Here is a 17,066-nt window from a genome sequence, read left to right on the forward strand (position 1 = left end):
CCGGCTGGTTGGTTAGCGTGGCAGCCTTGTCACCTCTCTCGCGAAAAGGATTTCCATGCACTGCACGACCTGCTGCACGACTGTTCGGCGACTCAGCTCATCCATTGCACGGACTGCCAGCGCGCGACGTATCACAACGCTCGCGTCCTTTCAGCCTGGTTCAGGGGTGAGCAGCCGATGAGCAAGATGAACAAATGGCTGATAGCTCTGCTTGTCACCCTGGCTCTGCTGGGCGGCGCTGTGGCGTTCTGGCTGCATGACGAACCGCTGCTGCCCGAGGCGCAGACCTGGCTGGAAGAAATTGGCAGGGTTGAGGGGGACAGCGCCGCCTACTATCAACTGTTCGGCCTGGACAGCCCGGCCGGCAGTGATCCGCAGGCTGCCGGGCGCAATCGGTTGGTGACCTACCACCAATGGCTGGCCAGCCAGGGCCCGCAAAAGGCCATGCCCGCCGTGGATGAGCCAGCGCGTCTGGCCTTGCCCGGCGACGAGCTGTGCGCCCTGGCGAAGCCTGGTTGCCTGGCGCGTTTGCGCCAGGACCCGGCGGCCCTGGCCGCCCTGCTGGGGCGTCACGACGAACTGCAGCAGCGTTACCAGCAGATGCTGGCCCTGGAGGATTACCGCACCCTCAGTCAGCCTAGCCAGAGCGAGCCGCTGCCCGTTTATGGGGTGCTGATGCGGGCCGGCCTGTTACGTGGGACGCAGGCTCTGGCCTTGGCCGAGCAAGGTGACGGCGCGGCAGCCGCGGCGTTGTTGCAGGGCGATACCCGTCAGCTGCGCATCTGGCTGGCGCGCGCGGATAACCTGATCCTCAAGATGTTGCTGGTGCGCCTGTTGCAGCAGAACCTGGATGACCTTGCCGTGCTCTATCATGCCGGGCTGATCCCGAAACCCGCAGCCGAAGCGGCCCTGAGCGTGACGGAGCGCTCTTTGCACGGCGCCATGCAGCGCGAGTTCGCTCTAGTTGCCACTGGCCTGCAGACTTTGCACAAACAGTCCGCCATAGGCGCCAATCCGGACATTCCGGCCTGGCGTCTGCAACTGGTCTTCAAGCCGCGCATGAGCATCAACGAAACCCTGCCTCGCTACCTGCGTATGGCCGAGGACTCGCAGCTGGACGCCGCCGCCTTTGCCCAGCGCCAGGCAGTCGTGAGCGACACCGCCATCAGCATCTGGCGGCGCTGGCGCAACCCGGTGGGGGCGATTCTGGTGGCTATCGCCATACCCGATTTCACTCCCTATTTGGCGCAGCTGCACGACCTGGATGCCAAGCTGGCGCTATTCAATGCCCTGGGCACAGCTGTGCCTGCGAGTGCCAACCCGTATTACCCGCAGGCCCGGCCGTTCTGGGATGGCAAGCTGCAGGCCTATTGCTTCGACGGGCCGTTGCGTGATGAACAACGTCGCCGTTGCCTGCCCTGGCTACCCCCACCGGGCTGATCGCGGCTAAGCTTGCACCTGCGCCGCCGCGCGCTTCATCCACCTAGCCGGATGCGCCCTTTGCCTTCGACTCACCTGCTCAGTGCTACTCGCCTCGCCCTGCTGGCCATGTTCCTGCTGGCGTTCGGCCCGCTGCTGTCGCAGGCGCTGGTGCCGGCCGGGCAGGGGGCTGTGCCGGGCTGGATGAGCGAGCTGAGCTGCGCGGCCGAGGATGGCAGCCCGCATGCAGCGGGCGGGCACGATGCGCTGTGGGCCAAGTGCGGCTACTGCACCCTGCTGTTCACCTCGCCGGCGCTGACTTCCAGCCAGCCGCCGGTGCTGGCCCGCGCCCCGCTGGCCGCCGTGAGTGCGGTGCAGCGCCAGGTCGCTGCCCCTTACGCCGCGCCGCCCTTTCCCACCGCTCATCCACGCGCGCCGCCTGTTCTGTCGAGCTGATTCGCTTGTGTCCCGCCCGCGTGCCCCGCTTGTGCATGGCCGCTGGTGAACCGTGCCGCCGCCCCGTTCAGTGGGCGCCGGTGCCGAAGCTGTTCGATACGAGGCAACCGCCCCATGACTGTACGTACCCCGTCTTTCTACAACCTGGCCTGGCGCTGGCACTTCTATGCCGGCCTGTTCGTCATCCCGTTCATGCTGATGCTGGCGCTGACCGGCATCGTCTACCTGTTCAAGCCGCAGCTCGACCAGCTGATGTACCCCGAGCTGCTCACTGTGCAGCCGGGCGCTGCAGCGCTGTCTGCCGATGCCCAGTTGCAGCACCTGCAGCAGGCCTACCCGCAGGCGCAGGTCAGCCAGTACCTGCCGGCCCCCGCCGCTGACCGCAGCGCGCAGTTCGTCGCCAGCCTGGATGGGCGCAAGCTCAACCTGTTCGTCGACCCCTACAGTGGCGCCGTACTCGGCACCCAGGATGCCCAGGACAACCTGCAGGCCATCGCCCGCGCCCTGCACGGTGAGCTGCTGATCGGCACGGTCGGCGATCGCCTGATCGAGCTGGCCGCCGGCTGGGGCGTGGTGCTGGTGGTGTCCGGTCTGTACCTCTGGTGGCCACGCGGCCAGGGTGGTGCGGGTGTGCTGTGGCCACGCCTGTCGGCCCGCGGACGTCTGCTGTGGCGCGATCTGCACGCTGTCAGTGGCTTCTGGGGCAGCGCCCTGCTGCTGTTCATGCTGCTCACCGGGATGACCTGGACCGGCTTCTGGGGCGAGAAATTCGCCGGCGCCTGGAACCACTTCCCCGCGGCGATGTGGACCGACGTACCGACCTCGACCGTGCAGGCACGTAGCCTCAACAGCGCGGCCGACCAGACCGTGGCCTGGGCGGTGGAGAACACCCCGCTGCCGGTATCCACCAGCCATGCCGCGCACCACGCCGAAGGTGCCGTTGCGCCGGCGGCCAGCGGGCGCATCGCCTTGCAGCAGGTGGTCGACACAGCCACCAGCCTCGGTGTGGCCCCCGGCTACAGCGTGACCCTGCCGGCCGATGAAACCGGCGTGTTCACCGTCGCCCTGTTCGCCGACGACCCGCGGCATGACGCCACCCTGCATCTCGATCAGTACAGCGGCCAGGTGCTGGCCGATATCCGCTGGGCCGATTACGGCCTGGTGGCGCGCACGGTGGAGAGCGGGGCGATGCTGCACGAGGGCAAAATGTTTGGCCTGGCCAACCAGCTGGTCATGCTTGGCGTGTGCCTGCTGATCCTGCTCGGTTCGCTCAGTGGCTTGGTGATGTGGTGGAAGCGTCGCCCGCAGGGGCGTTTCGGTGTGCCGCCGCTGCGTCACGACCTGCCGCTGTGGAAGGGTGGGGTGGTGATCATGCTGCTGCTCGGCGTGCTGTTCCCGCTGGTGGGGGCTTCGCTGCTGCTGATCTGGGCGCTGGAGTGGCTGTGGTCGCTGCGCCAGCAGGCCGAGGTGGTGCCGGGTTGATGGCGGGCTGCCCCGGCATTGCGCCGGGGCACCCTACGCGATCGCAGTCGCTGTCTAGCCTTCGGCGTTCAGCACCCGATAGCGCTGCTCCAGTTCCTCGCGGATGGCCCGACGCTGCTGGGCCTGGGTGAAACGACGTTGCTCGTCGCTGCTTGCCGGTTGCAAGGTCGGTACCGGCTGTGACTGACCGCGATCATCTACCGCGACCATGGTGAAGAAGCAGCTGTTGGTGTGGCGCACCGAGCGTTCGCGGATGTTTTCGGTGACCACCTTGATGCCGATCTCCATCGAGGTGCGCCCGGTGTAGTTGACCGCGGCGAGGAAGGTCACCAGTTCGCCGACGTGGATCGGTTCGCGGAAGATCACCTGGTCCACCGACAGGGTCACCACGTAGCTGCCGGCATAGCGGCTGGCGCAGGCATAGGCCACTTCGTCGAGGTACTTGAGCAGGGTGCCGCCGTGGACATTGCCGGAAAAGTTGGCCATATCCGGGGTCATCAGGACTGTCATCGACAGTTTGTTGGTTCCAAGTTCCATGTGTTTCTCATTGGCAGATAAGGTATGTGCTGGCGCTTGCAGTCCTGCGGGTCTGCTTGTTGTTATAGGTGCTGCTGGTGATCTTCGCTGTGCCAGCGCGGCCTGGCATGCAAGTTTGTGGCCGCCTGGGCGGCTGCACGTCTGAGCTGCGTGCCACCCGCTAAGCTGGGCCTTGGCCCTGTCAGGAGACGTTCCTCATGTTTACCCCACGATGTTACGTGTTGCTGATGCTGCTCCCTTTCGGCGCTCTGTGCACTGCGGCGGAGCAGACGTGCGACAGCGCCGCCCAATGCAACCAGGCCGGCAGCATGGCCTACCAGGCGGGACGCTATGCCGAGGCCATCGCGGCATTCGAACGGCAACTGCGACGTTCCGAGGAGGGCGATGCGGCACAACAGGAGCTGGCGCTGAACAATCTGCTGCTGGCCAACCTCAAGGCCGGCGACCCCGGCATGGCCCGCGCCTGGCTGGAAGTGGCGCTGGACAATGGCCTGCAGGGGCCGGCGACGCGGCACAATCTGGGCAAGCTCGCCGCGGCCGTGGACTATCCGGCGCTGGCTGCGACGGTCGAGGGGCATTACCTGCGCTATGCCGGCCAGGGGGCGTGGAGCAGCCTGGATATCCAGCGCCAGGGCAATGGCTACCAGGTGTTCTTCAGCCCGTTGCGGGCCGGTGCCCAGGTCGAGGAATACGGCCCGGCGGCCATCGGCGAGCTGAACGGCAGCATCAGCGGTGCCGGCCCGCACTTCAGCCTGAAGGAAGCCGGACTGGCGGCGGGGTGTGCGGTGGAGTTGCTGTGGAATGGCGCCGACATGCGCGTGCTGGAGGCCTTTGGCGAGGAGTGCCAGGCCTATGGCGGCGCCGGTATCAGCGTCGCCGGGCGCTATTACAAGACCAGCAACGCGGCGAAGTTCTAGCAGCCTTACTTGCCGGCCGACAGGCCGAGGTCGATGGCCAGGTCGGCGTCGGTCACCGCCACCCGCGGCTCTGTTGATCAGTATCGCGGGTTGGCTCATGGCGAGGCTTCGGAGGCCGAAAAAAGCGTGCTTTGCCTAGGGTGCGCCGCGCGCACCACAGGCCCCGCGTAGAAGTCCCGCTGCGCACCGGCGCACCCTACGGGTTACGCGTGGGTAAGGTACCAGCGCCAGTCCTGCTCGCCGACTTCGCCCATGAACTGGCGGAATTCGTTCCATTTGATCGCCAGGAACACCTTGAGGAAGTCCTCGCCCAGCGCCTGCTTGGCCCAGCTGGAATTTTCCAGGGCGCGCAGTGCAGTCAGCCAGTCGGTCGGCAGGGTTTCGCGGACCTGCTCGTAGCCGTTGCCGATGATTTCCTCGCCCGGATCGATCTGGTTCTGGATGCCGTGATGGATGCCGGAGAGGATCGCCGCCGCCGCCAGGTAGGGGTTGGCGTCGGCGCCGCAGATGCGGTGCTCGACATGCCGGCTCTTGGCCGGGCCGCCCGGTACGCGGAACGACACGGTGCGGTTGTTCACTCCCCAGCTCTTGGCCAGCGGCGCATAGCTGTTGGCCTGGAAGCGGCGGAACGAGTTGGCGTTGGGGCAGAAGATCGCCAGGGCATCGTTGAGCGTGGCCATCATCCCGCCGATGGCGTGCTTGAGCAGCGGCGTGCCGTGCGGGTCTTCGCTGGCCATCAGGTTGTTGCCGTCGGCGTCGGCCAGGCTGACGTGCATGTGCAGGCCGCTGCCGGCCAGGTCGCCGAACGGCTTGGCCATGAAACAGGCCTGCAGCCCGTGCTTGTTGGCCACGCCCTTGACCAGGCGCTTGTAGCGCACGCCTTCGTCGATGGCCTGCAGCGCGTCGAAGCGGTGCTCCAGGGTCAGCTCGACCTGGCCCGGGGCGTATTCGGAAATTGCCGTGCGCACCGGCAGGCCCTGCACTTCACAGGCGGCGTAGAGGTCGTCGAGGAAGGGCTGCAGCTGTTCCAGCTCGTACACGCCGTACACCTGCGGCGCCTGCGGGCGCACGCCGTTGGCCTGCAGCGCCGGCTGCGGGCGGCCGTTGGCATCGCGCTGCTTGTCGAGCAGGTAGAACTCCAGCTCCACCGCCATTACCGGGTGGTAACCGTCGGCCTTGAGCCGATCGATGGCGCGCACCAGCACATGCCGCGGATCGGCCGGGGCGGCGGGCAGGCCCTGGGTCGGGTGCATGCTCACCTGCAGCTGGCCGGTGGGCGTGGTGCGCCAGGGTTGCAGGGTCAGGCTGCCGGGCAGCGGATAGGTCCAGCAGTCGGCGTCGGCGACTTCCCAGACCAGGCCGCTTTCTTCCACGTCCTCGCCCTGGATGGTCAGCGCCAGGATCGAGCTGGGCAGCGGCCGGCCGTTCTCGTAGATGGCCAGCAGCTCGTCGCGGTGCAGCAGTTTGCCGCGCGGGATGCCGTTGGCGTCGATCAGCATCAGTTCGATGCTGCGCACTTCGGGATGGGCGGCGAGGAAGTCGCGGGCTTCCTGGGGATTGGCGAATTGCATGGTGGCTATCTCGTTATTGGCCGTGGCAGACGGCTGGTGTAGGAGCGGGCTTGCCCGCGAAGGGCGGTCAGCAAAAGCATCGCGACCAAGGTCGCTCCTACAGGATTGATGGAGTTACTCGCAGGCGCCGGGGATGGCCAGCAGCTCGCTCAGGGCCTGGTCGAGCATGCCGATCAGCTGGTCCACATCCTCCGCCGTGGTGCTCGGGCAGCACAGGGTCATGTTGTGGAACGGGGTGATCAGGATGCCGCGGTTGATCAGGTACAGGTGCAGGGCCATCTGCAGCTCGTCATGGAACGCGGCCTCGGCCTCGGCGCCGGTCTTCGGTGAGACCGGGCAGAACTGGAACTCGCTGCGCGCGCCCAGCTCGGTCACCGACCACTTGAGGTCATGCTTGCCGATCAGGCTGCGGAAGCCGTCGGCCAGGCGCTTGGCCAGCGGCAACATGTGATCGTAGGCGGCCGGGGTCATCACCTGTTCCAGGTTGGCGCGCATGCAGTGCATGGCCAGGGCGTTGGCCGACAGAGTGGTACCCATGCCGCTATGGCCGTGGCCATGGCTGCCCTCACTGGCGCGCTTGCGCGCGGCGGTCATGGCCTCGGCCATCGCTGCGCTGCAGCCGAAGATGCCGCACGGCACGCCGCCGGCAATCGGCTTGCCGACCACGAAGAAGTCGGGGTCGAGGTTCCACAGTTTCGTGCAGCCGCCGATATCGGTGGAGATGGTGTGGGTTTCGTCGATGATCAGCAGCGCGCCGTATTTCTTCGTCAGCTCACGGCATTGCTGCATAAAGCCCGGTTCGGGCAGGACCATGCCGATATTGGTCATCGCCGGCTCACACAGCAGGGCGCAGACATCGCCTTTCGCCAGCGCGGCTTCCAGTGCGGCCACGTCGTTGAACGGGATCGAGCGGCTGTACTCGGTCAGGTCGTAGGCCTGGCCGACCAGGCCGGAGCGCGGCACGGTTTCGCCGTCGATGCAGCGCACCATTACGTCATCGACGGTGCCGTGGTAGCAGCCGTCGAACACCAGCAGGGTCTTGCGCTGGGTAATCGCGCGGGCCCAGCGCAGCACATAGCGGTTCGAATCCGTGGCGGTGGCGGTGACCTGCCAGAACGGCAGACCGAAGCGCGCGGCCAGCAGTTCGCCGCAGACCACCGCGTCTTCACCCGGGAGCATGGTGGTCAGGCCGTTGTTGCCTTGCTCGGCGATGGCCTTGGCGATCGGGTCCGGCGAGTGGCCGAACATGGTGCCGGTGTCGCCCAGGCAGAAGTCGATGTACTCGTGGCCGTCGACGTCATAGAAGCGCGCGCCCTTGGCCCGCTCGACGAACAGCGGCACCGGGGTCGACCAGTCGGCCATCCAGTGCATCGGCACGCCGCCGTACAGCGAGTTGCGTGCGCGTTCCGCCAGGGCCACGGACTTCGGGTTGCGTGCGATAAAACGCTCCCGCTCGCGACTGGCGAAGGTTGCTACGGCGGATGGGCTGATACCACTGGCAGTCATGTTGAACACCTCGTTCGAATATCTGCACATGCTCATTTGTGATCACAAATAAGTCAATAGATGTCTTATAAGCGGTATTAAGGTAGATTTTCCTTAATTTGTGATCACAGGTGGCGACTAACATGGAAAATCTGCAGCAAGTGGCCTTGGTCAGTGGCGCCGGCAGCGACAGCGGTATCGGCATGGCCATCGCCCGTCGACTCGGCCAGCAGGGCGTACGCGTGCTGCTCACCGCCAGCAGCGCGCGGGTCGAACAGCGGGCTGCCGAGTTGTGCGCTGAAGGTATTCAAGCACGTGCCCGCGCCGCCGACCTGACCGATGAGCAGCAAGTGGCCGAACTGGTCGAATGGGCCCAGGCGCAGTGGGGGCAGATCGACATCCTGGTGAACAACGCCGGCATGGCCATGCAGGGCAGCCCGGAGCCGTTCGCCGAGCTGGCCGAGATGGATCTGGCCACCTGGAACCTGTCGCTCAACCGCAACCTGACCACCACCTTCCTGCTCACCCGTGGCGTGCTGTCGGGTATGCGTGCGCGTGGCTACGGGCGCATCGTCAATATCAGCTCGACCACCGGCACCCGTGGCAGCAACCCCGGTGAGTCCGCCTACAGCGCGGCCAAGGCCGGCATGCTCGGCCTGTCCATGGGCCTGGCGCTGGAAGTGGCCAAGCAGGGCATTACGGTCAACAGCGTGGCGCCGGGCTGGATTGCCACCGGCTCATCCACCGAGGAAGAGCGGCATGCCGCCGAGTACACGCCGATCGGCCGCGCCGGGCGCCCGGAAGAAGTGGCGGCGGCGGTGGCTTTCCTGGCATCGCGCGACGCCAGTTACATCACCGGCGAAGTGCTGGTGGTGGATGGCGGTAACTGCCTCATAGAGAACAAGGCACCGTGACCCAGTAGAATCCCCGGCGCCGCTCTGGAGCGGCCTTCTTCAGCCAAAGGAATCCTTTATGCGCAACTGCTCGCTGACCCTCGCCCAACTGCCCGCGCCACCGGCCAAGGGTGAGTGACCATGGCTGACAATCTGCAGGAACAGCTCTACCAAAAAATTCGTGAAGGCCTGCTGGCCGGGCGCTTCCAGCCTGGCGAGCGGCTGAAGATCCGTGATCTGGCCGCCGAGTGGGGCTCCAGCCCGATGCCTGTGCGCGCCGCCCTGCAGCGCCTGGTCGCCGAGGGCGCGCTGGAAGGCGAGCCGCAGCGCTCGGTACGGGTGCCGGCGATGACCCGCGAGCGCTACCAGAACATCTTCCAGGTGCGCCTGGGCCTCGAAGGCCTGGCGGTGGAACTGGCCACGCCGCGCCTGACCCCGAACGACCTGGCCGCGCTGCGCGACTGCGTGGCGCGCATGGACCAGGCCATCGAGCAGCGCCAGGTGCAGGCCTACCTGGATGCCAACAGCCAGTTCCACCTGCGTCTGTACGGTGCCTGCGGCAACCCGGTGCTGCTGCGTTCGATCGAGTCGCTGTGGCTGCAGATCGGTCCGTTCTTCAACCGCCTGTTCACCGGCGCCGACCTGTCGCTGCGGCTCAACGATTTCCACGAGGAAGCCTTCGCCGCCATCGAGGCTGGCGACGCCAAGGCGGCGCGCCAGTTCATGGAGCAGGACCTGCTCTACTTCGCTCGTTTCCTCCTCAACCTGCTCGAACTGGAGGGCGCGCAGGCCCGCAGCATCAGCCCTTGAGCCGCTCCTGGCGAGAGTATTCCGGAAGGTGGCTTGGGTAATTCTGCGGATCGACAAGGGTGGCATTTCTTGTCTTACACTCAATCAATCGATTCTCCGGCCCCAAGGATTGCCCGATGGCGGACTACAGCAATACGCGCTTCCTGATCGTCGATGACTTCTCTGACTTCCGTAGCTCGGTCAAGGCCATGTTGCGTGATATAGGTGCACGCGATGTGGACACCGGCGACCGCGGCGAAGAGACCCTGAGCCTGTGCCGGCAGAAGCGCTACGACATCATCCTCCACGACTACAACCTGGGCACCGGCAAGAATGGCCAGCAGGTGCTTGAGGAGTTGCTCGCCGACAAGCTGATCAGCCACCAGTGCATCTTCGTCATGGTCACCGCCGAGAGCAGCCAGGCCATGGTGCTCAGTGCCCTGGAGCACGAGCCGGACGCCTACCTGACCAAGCCCTTCAACCGTGCCAGCCTGACCCAGCGCCTGGACAAGCTGGTGGAGCGCAAGGCCGCGCTCAAGCCGGTCCTGCAGGCGCTCGACAAACAGGACCCGGCTGCCGTGCTGGCCGCCTGCGAGGCCCTGAGCCGGGAGGACAAGCGCCTGGTGCCGCTGTGCCAGCGCTACCAGGCCGGCGCCCTGCGCGAGCTGAATCGGCATGCCGAGCTGGAGAAGCTGTTGACCGGCATCCTCGCTGATCGCGCCTTGCCCTGGGCCTACCTGGCACTCGGCAGTCTGCTGCAGACGCGCAACGAACTGGCCCGCGCCCAGGAGTTGTATGAGCAGGCATTGAAGACTTTCCCCATGCTCCCCGCGCTGTACGACGGCCTGGCCGCAGTGCTGGCGGCGCGCGGCGAGAGCAAGCGCGCCCAGGGCATTCTCGAGGATGCGGTGAAGCTGTCGCCACTGGCCATCCGCCGGCAGATGCAGCTGGGCAAGCTGGCGCTGGACAACGAAGATTTCGGCAGCGCCTCCAAGGCCTATCGGCAGGCCGTGGATCAGGGTCGCAACTCGCGCTTCAAGAGTCCGGAAAGCTACCTGGGTATGGCCCAGGCACTGATCGCCGAATCCGGCGAGGACAACCTCGACAAGCGTGCCCAGGCCGATATCGCCCAGGCCATGGGCGAGCTGGACAAGCACTACGGCGACGACAAGGTATTACAGGTGCGCGCTACCCTGATGCAGGCCAAGAGCCTGCAGAAATCCGGTGACCCGGCGCGTGCCGCCAAGCTCACCGAGGAAGCCGTGGCCGGCATGGCGGCGCTGCCACAGTTCTTCTCCGCCGATGCGGCGCTGCTGGTGGCCAGCCAGCTGCGCGAGCTGGGCCAGACGGCGGCCAGCAATGACCTGCTGAAAAACTGCGTGGAAATCTACGGCGACGATCCGGCGGTGATGCAGAACGTCGCCAAGCAGACCGATGACCCGCAGATCCTCGCCGGCGGCCAGGAAGCGGTCGACTTTAACCGCCAGGGCGTGCGTGCCTACCAGCTGGGCCGCTTCGCCGATGCCCTGGAACTGTTTCGCCGGGGCCTGGTGCTGCAGCCGAAAAACATCAGTATCGCCCTCAACACCGCCCAGTCCTTGCTGCGCCTGGGGGGCGACAAAGCAGAGGCGGATCTGCTCGACGAGTGCCGCCGTTGCCTGGATGCGGTGAGCATGATTCCACCCAGCGACCCGCGCTACGAGCGCTACCAGCAACTGCGCCGGCGGGCCTTCGAACAATGAGCGACGCCCGCGAAGGTCTGGATTTTTCTACGGTGATCGCCTCCACCGTGCACGACATGAAGAACTCCCTGGCCATGCTGGTTCAGGCCCATGGCCAGTGGCAGGCGCAGGTGCCGGCGGAGCTGGCCGACAACAGTGCACAGGGGGTGATCGAATACGAGTTCGCCCGCCTCAACGGCATGCTGGTGCAGCTGCTCGGTCTGTACAAGCTGGGGGTCAACCAGCTGCCGCTACGCCCGGCCTACCACGAACTGGAAGACTTCATCGAAGCGCAGCTGGCGCGCTACCAGGAAGTGCTGGATAGCCGCCATATCGTCGCCCGTTGCGAGGTCGAGGACTTCCAACTGCTGGGCTTCTTCGACCAGGAACTGCTCGGCTCGGTGGTGGCCAACATCATCACCAATTCCATTCGCTATGCGCGCAGCGCGCTGCTGGTGCGCGCCTGGCAGGAGCCGGGGCATCTGGTGCTGTCGATTTGCGACGACGGCCAGGGCTACCCGCCGGCCATGCTCGCCGGACAGTCCAACTACGTGCTCAGCCTCAATCACAGCACCGGCAGCACCGGTCTCGGCCTGTACTTCGCCGGGCGTATCGCCGAGCTGCACGAGCGCAATGGCGTGCGTGGGCATATCCAGATCAGCAACGGCGGCCCGCTGGGGGGCGGCGAGTTTCGTATTTATCTGCCCTGATGCAGATGGCCGGCGATGGCAGCGCTATCGGGCCAGTTAGCTTCTTTTGCCGCCTCTATCCCGAATCAATATAAGGGTGTTTCTGGCCTTCCTCGCGCTATGTACTAGCGTGCCTCTTGTGCCTTGCGTCCCTGTTCGCCGGCTTGGCCCAGTGGACCACTGCGCAGCATGGAGGCGTCCGGCAGTAGCCCGTGCTCGTACAACAAGAACAAGACGAGGACATGTCCGATGAAGCCATCCTTGCTGGCCTGTTGCAGCTTTGCCCTGTGGTTCGCCCTGGCCGCCCCGGCACACGCCGAACTGGGCGACTACAGCTTCTGGAAAACCCTGCTCAACCTGAGCTCACCGCCGCCGGCGGACAACAAGGTCACTGCCGAACAGGGTCTCGGCCCCTACCCGCTGCTGAACAACCCCGGCGGCTTCAATGCCGGCTTCAAGCCCAACCTCTACTACGCCTGGCAGACCGTGCAAATGGCGCCGCAGACCGGCGCGGTGTGTGGCAATGGCTCGCCCTACAAGTTCTTCGTCAACCGCGTACCCAATACCAGCAATACCATCATCTATCTGGAAGGCGGCGGCGCCTGCTGGGACTACGCCAGCTGCACCGGGCAGACCGGCATCCGCGGGGCGCGCAACCCGGACGGCATCCCCGACGACTACATGAGCCTGCTCAACCCCGGCGCCAGCCTGGTCAGCCCGCTGGTCGTGCGCCTGCACCCCTGGACGCGGACCAAGCCGCAGAACTGGAACATGATCTACGTGCCCTACTGCACCGGCGACATCTACTCCGGTGACAAGGTGGCGGTGTACGAAGACCCGCAGAACCAGAAGCCGCCGCTGGTCTGGCACCACAACGGGTTGCGTAACACCCGTGCGGTGGTGGCCTGGCTGAAGAACAACCTGCAGCGTCCGGCGCAGCTGCTCACCACCGGCTGCAGCGCGGGTGGCGCCGGCAGCCTGACCAACTACGTGGGTATCCGCCAGGACATGGCGCCGAGCCGCGGCTTCCTCCTCGACGACTCCGGGCCGGTGTTCAGCGCGCCGCTGGGCAGCGACACCACGCAGTACCCCTCGCGTTTCCTGCAGGACCATATCCGCAGCGCCTGGGGCCTCGACGACGGCCCGCTGCCCTACCTGCAGAGTCGTCTGCCCGGGCTCGATACCAGTGATCTGGGCAGCCTGTATTCGGCGCTGTCGAGCAACCTGCCGGGTGACCGCATGGGCCAGACCCACTTCTGGAAGGACCTCAACTACTCGTCCTATTCCTACGAGCGCTTCCACCCGGACATCATCAACGCCCCGGATGCCGCCACCAAGGAAGCGCTGATCCATGCCAAGTGGGATGTGGACACCGGCCGCCTGCGCGATCAGTTGGCCAACCTGGACAACTTCGGCGGCTACTTCCCGCAGTTCCGCGCGGTCAACGAGAGCCACTGCACCAGCATCATCGAGTTCGCCAACTCCGACATTCAGGAGCAGAACCTGGAGCTCGACCACTTCGTCAACAACCTGCTCGATGGCAGCGGCGCGGTGCTCTCGGCTTCGGAGAGCAGCGACGCCGCCGACCGGGCCAAGCCGTTCAACCTGCTCTATTACATTCTCGATCAGTTGCTTTGAACGACGACGGCCAGGGAGGGCCGCCTGACTTTAGCGGTAGGCCTGCTCGCGGGCTTCCTGCAGGCGCTGGCGCAGATACTGATCACGGCTCAGGCCGTCGGGAATGCTGTCCAGCGCGAGCACCTCGTCGACGATACGTTTCTCCTCGGACTTGTACTGGCTGAAGCGAACATCGGGCACCTTGGCCCGTGTTTCACGTGCCTGGTTTAGCGCCTGGTAGCGCGCCAGCAGTTGTTCGGCGCGGGCCTTCTGCGTCTCCTCGTCGCCGCCCTGCACCTGCGCCAGCCCTAGCTGCAGCAGCAGGGCCTCGCTCAGTGCCAGCTCGGCAGTCGCTTCGCGCTGGTCGATTTGCCTGGCCAGCGCCTCGGCCTGGCGTCGCCGCTGCTCGGCGCTGAGGGCCGCGGCCTCCTGCATGAAACGGCGGTAGTCGACCATGAACTGCAGGCGCGCCTGGTAAGCCTGCACGGCGGGGGTGTTCAGCAGCGCTTGCGCCGCGCGCGGGTCGAGTGCCGCGCCGCCGGCTTCGACCGGCGTTGACACAGTTGCCGGCGCACCTGCCGGCGGTGCCGCGCTGACTGCTGCGGTATCGCTGTCGGTACTGGCTAAAGCGAGCCACACAGCGCCAGTGACGGTGAGGATTGCCAGACCGGCCAGTGTCAGCCGGGAAGTGATGTTGGCCATGGCCGCGAGCCCCTGAGTGCACCGCTTGCCAGTTAAGCCCATGCCCCCGGCAGATGCCAGATGCTAGATGGCATGCGGCGGGCGCGCAGGGCGCCCTCTAGCTTGTGCTGTCGCCTCAGCTTTCCAGCCAGACGTCGCGCACCCAGTGCCATACCGAGTCCCAGCTTTCGTCGGTCAGTTCGCCTTCGTCGCCGTCCCACAGCCAGACGGTGCCTTCCACGTCCACCGCGTAGTAGTCGCGGCCGTCCTGGCACAGTGGCACCAGGTCCCGCGGCAGGCCGAGGTCCCAGGCCACCGAGGCGACTTCCGGCAGGTAGGTGTGCGACTGCGGGTCGGCGGCGGTCACCGGCTCCAGGCGGCCGTAGACCACGTCGCTGACCTTGAGCAGGTATTCGCGCAGCTCGAAGGGCAGGTGGATAAGGATCTGCTCCTGGATTTCCACCAGGGTTTCCTCTTCCGGCAGCTCCAGCGGTACCGGAACCGGCTCGTTGAGTTCACGCAGCTGTTCGATGACTTCTTCCACGGGGCTTCTCCAGGTAGTGCGGCGGTCGGCTAGAGGGTAGCCGACCGGACGCGCGTTTTACCCTGTTGCAGCGCTGAGCGGAAGTAGCCCGGATGCAATCCGGGGGGTGGGGTGAGGGTTTCCCGGATTGCATCCGGGCTACCAATGACATGTCGGAGCGTGCGGGGTGGCCACCCTCTCCCCCGGCCCCTCTCCCATAAATGGGAGAGGGGAGGGAGCGGCATCTAGCGGGGGAGGGTGTCGCGCGGCTTACATCAGCCGTTTGCCATCTTCGCGGCTGATCACCACGGTGGCCGAGCGGGGACGGCGACCGGGGCCGTCGGGCCAGGTGCTGAGCAGGTTGCCCGCCGTCGAGCCTTCGCCGGGGTGCTGGATGTTGACGAACAGGGTGCGGAAGTCCGGCGTGGCGCTGATGCCGGTGACTTCGGCGCCGATCGGGCCGACCAGGAAGCGTTTGATCTCGCCCGTGCGTGGGTCGGCCACCAGCATCTGGTTGTTGCCGAACGGGCCGCTGGCCAGTTGACTGCCGCTCATGTCGGTCTGGATCCACAGGCGGCCGTCCGGGTCGAACCACAGGCCGTCCGGGCTGGCCAGGATGTTGCGCTCATCCAGTGCCGCGCCACTCGGGCCCTGGCTGTCGCCCTGCGGGCCGGCGAGCAGGAAGATGTCCCAGTTGAAGCCCTTGCCGGCGTGGTCGCGGCGGTCTTCGCGCCAGCGAATGATGTGCCCGTAGGGGTTGGCCGCGCGCGGGTTGGCGGCATCGGCGCTGGTGCGCGAGCTGTTGTTGGTGAGGGTGAAGTACACCTCGCCGTTGTCCGGATTGACCGCACCCCATTCCGGGCGGTCCATCTTGGTGGCGCCGACGATATCGGCGGCCAGGCGGGTGTTGATCAGCACTTCGCCCTGGTCGGCGAAGCTCACCCCGGCGGCCGTGCAGGCGGCCTGGAAGGCCGGGTCATTGAGGTCGAGGGCCAGCCAGGTGCCGCTGCCGTCGGCGTTGAAGCGGGCGACATACAGGGTGCCTTCGTCGAGCAGGCGCCCCGGCTTGCGCAGCCAGGGCAGGTATTTGCCGCGGCTGACGTATTTGTAGATGTATTCGTTCTGCGAGTCGTCGCCGGAGTAGCACACCAGCGGCTTGCCGGCCTGCACCGGGGCGAAGATCAGGCCTTCGTGGGCGAAGCGGCCGAGGGCGCTGTGCTTGACCGGCTGCGACTCGGGGTCGAAGGGGTCGATCTCGACGATCCAGCCAAAATGGTTGGGTTCGTTGCGGTAGTCGCCTTCGGCGCTGGCAGCCTTGCGGGTGGCGTCGAAGCGCTGGAATTCGTCGCCGGGCAGGGTGTCCCAGCCGAAGCGGCTGGTGGTGCGCAGGCCGTAGCGCTTGAGTTCGCGCGGCAGGTCGGCATCGCGGGTTGCAAAGTAGCCGGCCCAGTTTTCTTCGCAGGTCAGGTAGGTGCCCCAGGGCGTGACGCCATGGGCGCAGTTGTTCTGCGTGCCGCGGCTGGCGGTGCCGTCCGGGCTGTGCAGGGTCTTGAGCAGGGCGTGGCCACGCGCCGGGCCGGCCATCTGCATCGGCGTGGCGGCCGTGATGCGGCGGTTGAGGTAGCCGGGCACCACTTGCCATTCACCGCCCTGGCCGCGGCGCACCTCGATGATGGTGACGCCGTGGGCGTTGATCTCCTTGCGCACTTCCTCGGCGCTGGTGCGCAGGCCATTGACCGTGGTCGGGCCGTTGGGGTGCAGCAGCGGGGCGTCGACGTATTCGTTGTTGAACACCAGCAGGCCGTGGTTGGAGCGCTTGCCGGCACCACGCTGGGCGTCGGCCGGGAAGAAGTGCATGCCGTCGTGGTGCATGCCGACCTGTTCGGCCTGGTCCTGGGCGCTGTTGCTGGCGTCTTCGAGGAAGGCCGGGAAACGCCCGCTGATCGGCGTACCCCAGGGCACGAACACGCTGGCGCGATAGCCGGCGGGAACCGTGATGGCATCGGCGCGGCTGATGGCCACGGCGTCGAATGGCAGGCGGTTGCGCTTCTTCAATGCCACGCTTTTACCCGCCTGCTCGGCCGCTTCCACCGCCTGCGGCAGCACACCGAGAAAGCCCAGGGCACCGACCGCACCAGCGCCGGCGATGATCTGCCGTCGGCGCTGGTCAATCAGCTCGCTCAGGTGCGGGTTGCTGGAGTGGTTGCTGGGGTGTTCATCGCCATTGCCAAACAGCACGTCGTTCTGATCATCACGGCTCACGGTTCGTTTCCTTCTGTTGAGGGT

At 66.2% G+C, this 17,066-nt stretch carries 15 protein-coding genes; 9 read left to right on the forward strand and 6 right to left on the reverse strand.

Translation table 11 applies throughout. The features are described 5' to 3' along the window. Nucleotides 1–177 precede the first annotated feature (177 nt). The 3 genes from LRS11_RS05680 (at nt 178) to LRS11_RS05690 (ending at nt 3,357) form a co-directional block, all read left to right on the forward strand. On the forward strand, nt 178–1,440 hold the full coding sequence (locus LRS11_RS05680) for a hypothetical protein (protein WP_260495919.1): 1,263 nt from the start codon (nt 178–180) through the stop codon (nt 1,438–1,440). A 60-nt stretch (nt 1,441–1,500) separates the two neighbouring features. Continuing rightward, nucleotides 1,501–1,875 (forward strand): DUF2946 domain-containing protein, encoded by a 375-nt coding sequence (locus LRS11_RS05685; protein ID WP_260495920.1) that lies wholly within the window; start codon nt 1,501–1,503, stop codon nt 1,873–1,875. A gap of 114 nt (nt 1,876–1,989) precedes the next feature. Continuing rightward, nucleotides 1,990–3,357: a PepSY-associated TM helix domain-containing protein gene (locus LRS11_RS05690; protein ID WP_260495921.1), complete on the forward strand. Its 1,368-nt coding sequence runs from the start codon at nt 1,990–1,992 to the stop codon at nt 3,355–3,357. A 54-nt stretch (nt 3,358–3,411) separates the two neighbouring features. On the opposite strand, the gene LRS11_RS05695 is transcribed toward LRS11_RS05690, so the two are convergent. Beyond that, nucleotides 3,412–3,894: an acyl-CoA thioesterase gene (locus LRS11_RS05695; protein ID WP_260495922.1), complete on the reverse strand. Its 483-nt coding sequence runs from the start codon at nt 3,892–3,894 to the stop codon at nt 3,412–3,414. Nucleotides 3,895–4,091: 197 nt separating this feature from the next. Here LRS11_RS05695 and LRS11_RS05700 point away from each other — a divergent pair, with 197 nt between their 5' ends. Beyond that, nucleotides 4,092–4,811, forward strand: coding sequence for a tetratricopeptide repeat protein (locus tag LRS11_RS05700; protein ID WP_260495923.1), 720 nt, complete (start codon nt 4,092–4,094; stop codon nt 4,809–4,811). A gap of 203 nt (nt 4,812–5,014) precedes the next feature. Here LRS11_RS05700 and LRS11_RS05705 read toward each other — a convergent pair whose 3' ends face one another. Both LRS11_RS05705 and LRS11_RS05710 read right to left on the reverse strand, forming a co-directional pair. Then, nucleotides 5,015–6,382 (reverse strand): glutamine synthetase family protein, encoded by a 1,368-nt coding sequence (locus LRS11_RS05705; protein ID WP_260495924.1) that lies wholly within the window; start codon nt 6,380–6,382, stop codon nt 5,015–5,017. Between the two features lie 114 nt (nt 6,383–6,496). Continuing rightward, nucleotides 6,497–7,888 carry an aspartate aminotransferase family protein gene (locus LRS11_RS05710; RefSeq protein ID WP_260495925.1) on the reverse strand — a complete coding sequence of 464 codons (1,392 nt, stop codon included), beginning with the start codon at nt 7,886–7,888 and terminating at the stop codon, nt 6,497–6,499. A 122-nt stretch (nt 7,889–8,010) separates the two neighbouring features. Here LRS11_RS05710 and LRS11_RS05715 point away from each other — a divergent pair, with 122 nt between their 5' ends. From LRS11_RS05715 to LRS11_RS05735, 5 genes are all read left to right on the forward strand, one after another. Next, on the forward strand, nt 8,011–8,781 hold the full coding sequence (locus LRS11_RS05715) for an SDR family NAD(P)-dependent oxidoreductase (protein WP_260495926.1): 771 nt from the start codon (nt 8,011–8,013) through the stop codon (nt 8,779–8,781). Nucleotides 8,782–8,901: 120 nt separating this feature from the next. Next, complete coding sequence (locus LRS11_RS05720) at nt 8,902–9,570, forward strand: GntR family transcriptional regulator (RefSeq protein ID WP_260495927.1); 669 nt, start codon at nt 8,902–8,904, stop codon at nt 9,568–9,570. A 116-nt stretch (nt 9,571–9,686) separates the two neighbouring features. Beyond that, a complete protein-coding gene (locus LRS11_RS05725) occupies nt 9,687–11,291 on the forward strand; it encodes a tetratricopeptide repeat-containing response regulator (RefSeq protein ID WP_260495928.1) in 1,605 nt (534 codons plus the stop codon). Next, nucleotides 11,288–11,980 (forward strand): sensor histidine kinase, encoded by a 693-nt coding sequence (locus LRS11_RS05730; protein ID WP_260495929.1) that lies wholly within the window; start codon nt 11,288–11,290, stop codon nt 11,978–11,980. Before LRS11_RS05725 ends, LRS11_RS05730 begins: the two co-directional genes overlap by 4 nt. A 228-nt stretch (nt 11,981–12,208) precedes the next feature. Beyond that, nucleotides 12,209–13,597: a pectinacetylesterase family protein gene (locus LRS11_RS05735; RefSeq protein WP_260495930.1), complete on the forward strand. Its 1,389-nt coding sequence runs from the start codon at nt 12,209–12,211 to the stop codon at nt 13,595–13,597. Between the two features lie 30 nt (nt 13,598–13,627). Here LRS11_RS05735 and LRS11_RS05740 read toward each other — a convergent pair whose 3' ends face one another. The 3 genes from LRS11_RS05740 to LRS11_RS05750 all read right to left on the reverse strand — a co-directional run bounded on the left by LRS11_RS05740 (nt 13,628) and on the right by LRS11_RS05750 (nt 17,042). Next, a complete protein-coding gene (locus LRS11_RS05740) occupies nt 13,628–14,278 on the reverse strand; it encodes a hypothetical protein (RefSeq protein ID WP_260495931.1) in 651 nt (216 codons plus the stop codon). A gap of 115 nt (nt 14,279–14,393) precedes the next feature. Further along, entirely contained in the window at nt 14,394–14,801 is a 408-nt protein-coding gene (locus LRS11_RS05745) for an SMI1/KNR4 family protein (RefSeq protein ID WP_260495932.1), read from the reverse strand. Nucleotides 14,802–15,050: 249 nt separating this feature from the next. Then, nucleotides 15,051–17,042 carry a PhoX family phosphatase gene (locus LRS11_RS05750; protein WP_260495933.1) on the reverse strand — a complete coding sequence of 664 codons (1,992 nt, stop codon included), beginning with the start codon at nt 17,040–17,042 and terminating at the stop codon, nt 15,051–15,053. Nucleotides 17,043–17,066 lie beyond the last annotated feature (24 nt).

Source organism: Pseudomonas sp. J452 (genome assembly GCF_024666525.1).
Lineage (GTDB): Bacteria > Pseudomonadota > Gammaproteobacteria > Pseudomonadales > Pseudomonadaceae > Aquipseudomonas.

Coding starts and splice junctions, on each gene's coding strand:
- LRS11_RS05680 (WP_260495919.1), top strand. CDS start 178: ATGAGCAAGATGAACAAATGGCTGATAGCTCTGCTTGTCACCCTGGCT.
- LRS11_RS05690 (WP_260495921.1), top strand. CDS start 1,990: ATGACTGTACGTACCCCGTCTTTCTACAACCTGGCCTGGCGCTGGCAC.
- LRS11_RS05695 (WP_260495922.1), bottom strand. CDS start 3,894: ATGGAACTTGGAACCAACAAACTGTCGATGACAGTCCTGATGACCCCG.
- LRS11_RS05700 (WP_260495923.1), top strand. CDS start 4,092: ATGTTTACCCCACGATGTTACGTGTTGCTGATGCTGCTCCCTTTCGGC.
- LRS11_RS05705 (WP_260495924.1), bottom strand. CDS start 6,382: ATGCAATTCGCCAATCCCCAGGAAGCCCGCGACTTCCTCGCCGCCCAT.
- LRS11_RS05710 (WP_260495925.1), bottom strand. CDS start 7,888: ATGACTGCCAGTGGTATCAGCCCATCCGCCGTAGCAACCTTCGCCAGT.
- LRS11_RS05715 (WP_260495926.1), top strand. CDS start 8,011: ATGGAAAATCTGCAGCAAGTGGCCTTGGTCAGTGGCGCCGGCAGCGAC.
- LRS11_RS05720 (WP_260495927.1), top strand. CDS start 8,902: ATGGCTGACAATCTGCAGGAACAGCTCTACCAAAAAATTCGTGAAGGC.
- LRS11_RS05725 (WP_260495928.1), top strand. CDS start 9,687: ATGGCGGACTACAGCAATACGCGCTTCCTGATCGTCGATGACTTCTCT.
- LRS11_RS05730 (WP_260495929.1), top strand. CDS start 11,288: ATGAGCGACGCCCGCGAAGGTCTGGATTTTTCTACGGTGATCGCCTCC.
- LRS11_RS05735 (WP_260495930.1), top strand. CDS start 12,209: ATGAAGCCATCCTTGCTGGCCTGTTGCAGCTTTGCCCTGTGGTTCGCC.
- LRS11_RS05740 (WP_260495931.1), bottom strand. CDS start 14,278: ATGGCCAACATCACTTCCCGGCTGACACTGGCCGGTCTGGCAATCCTC.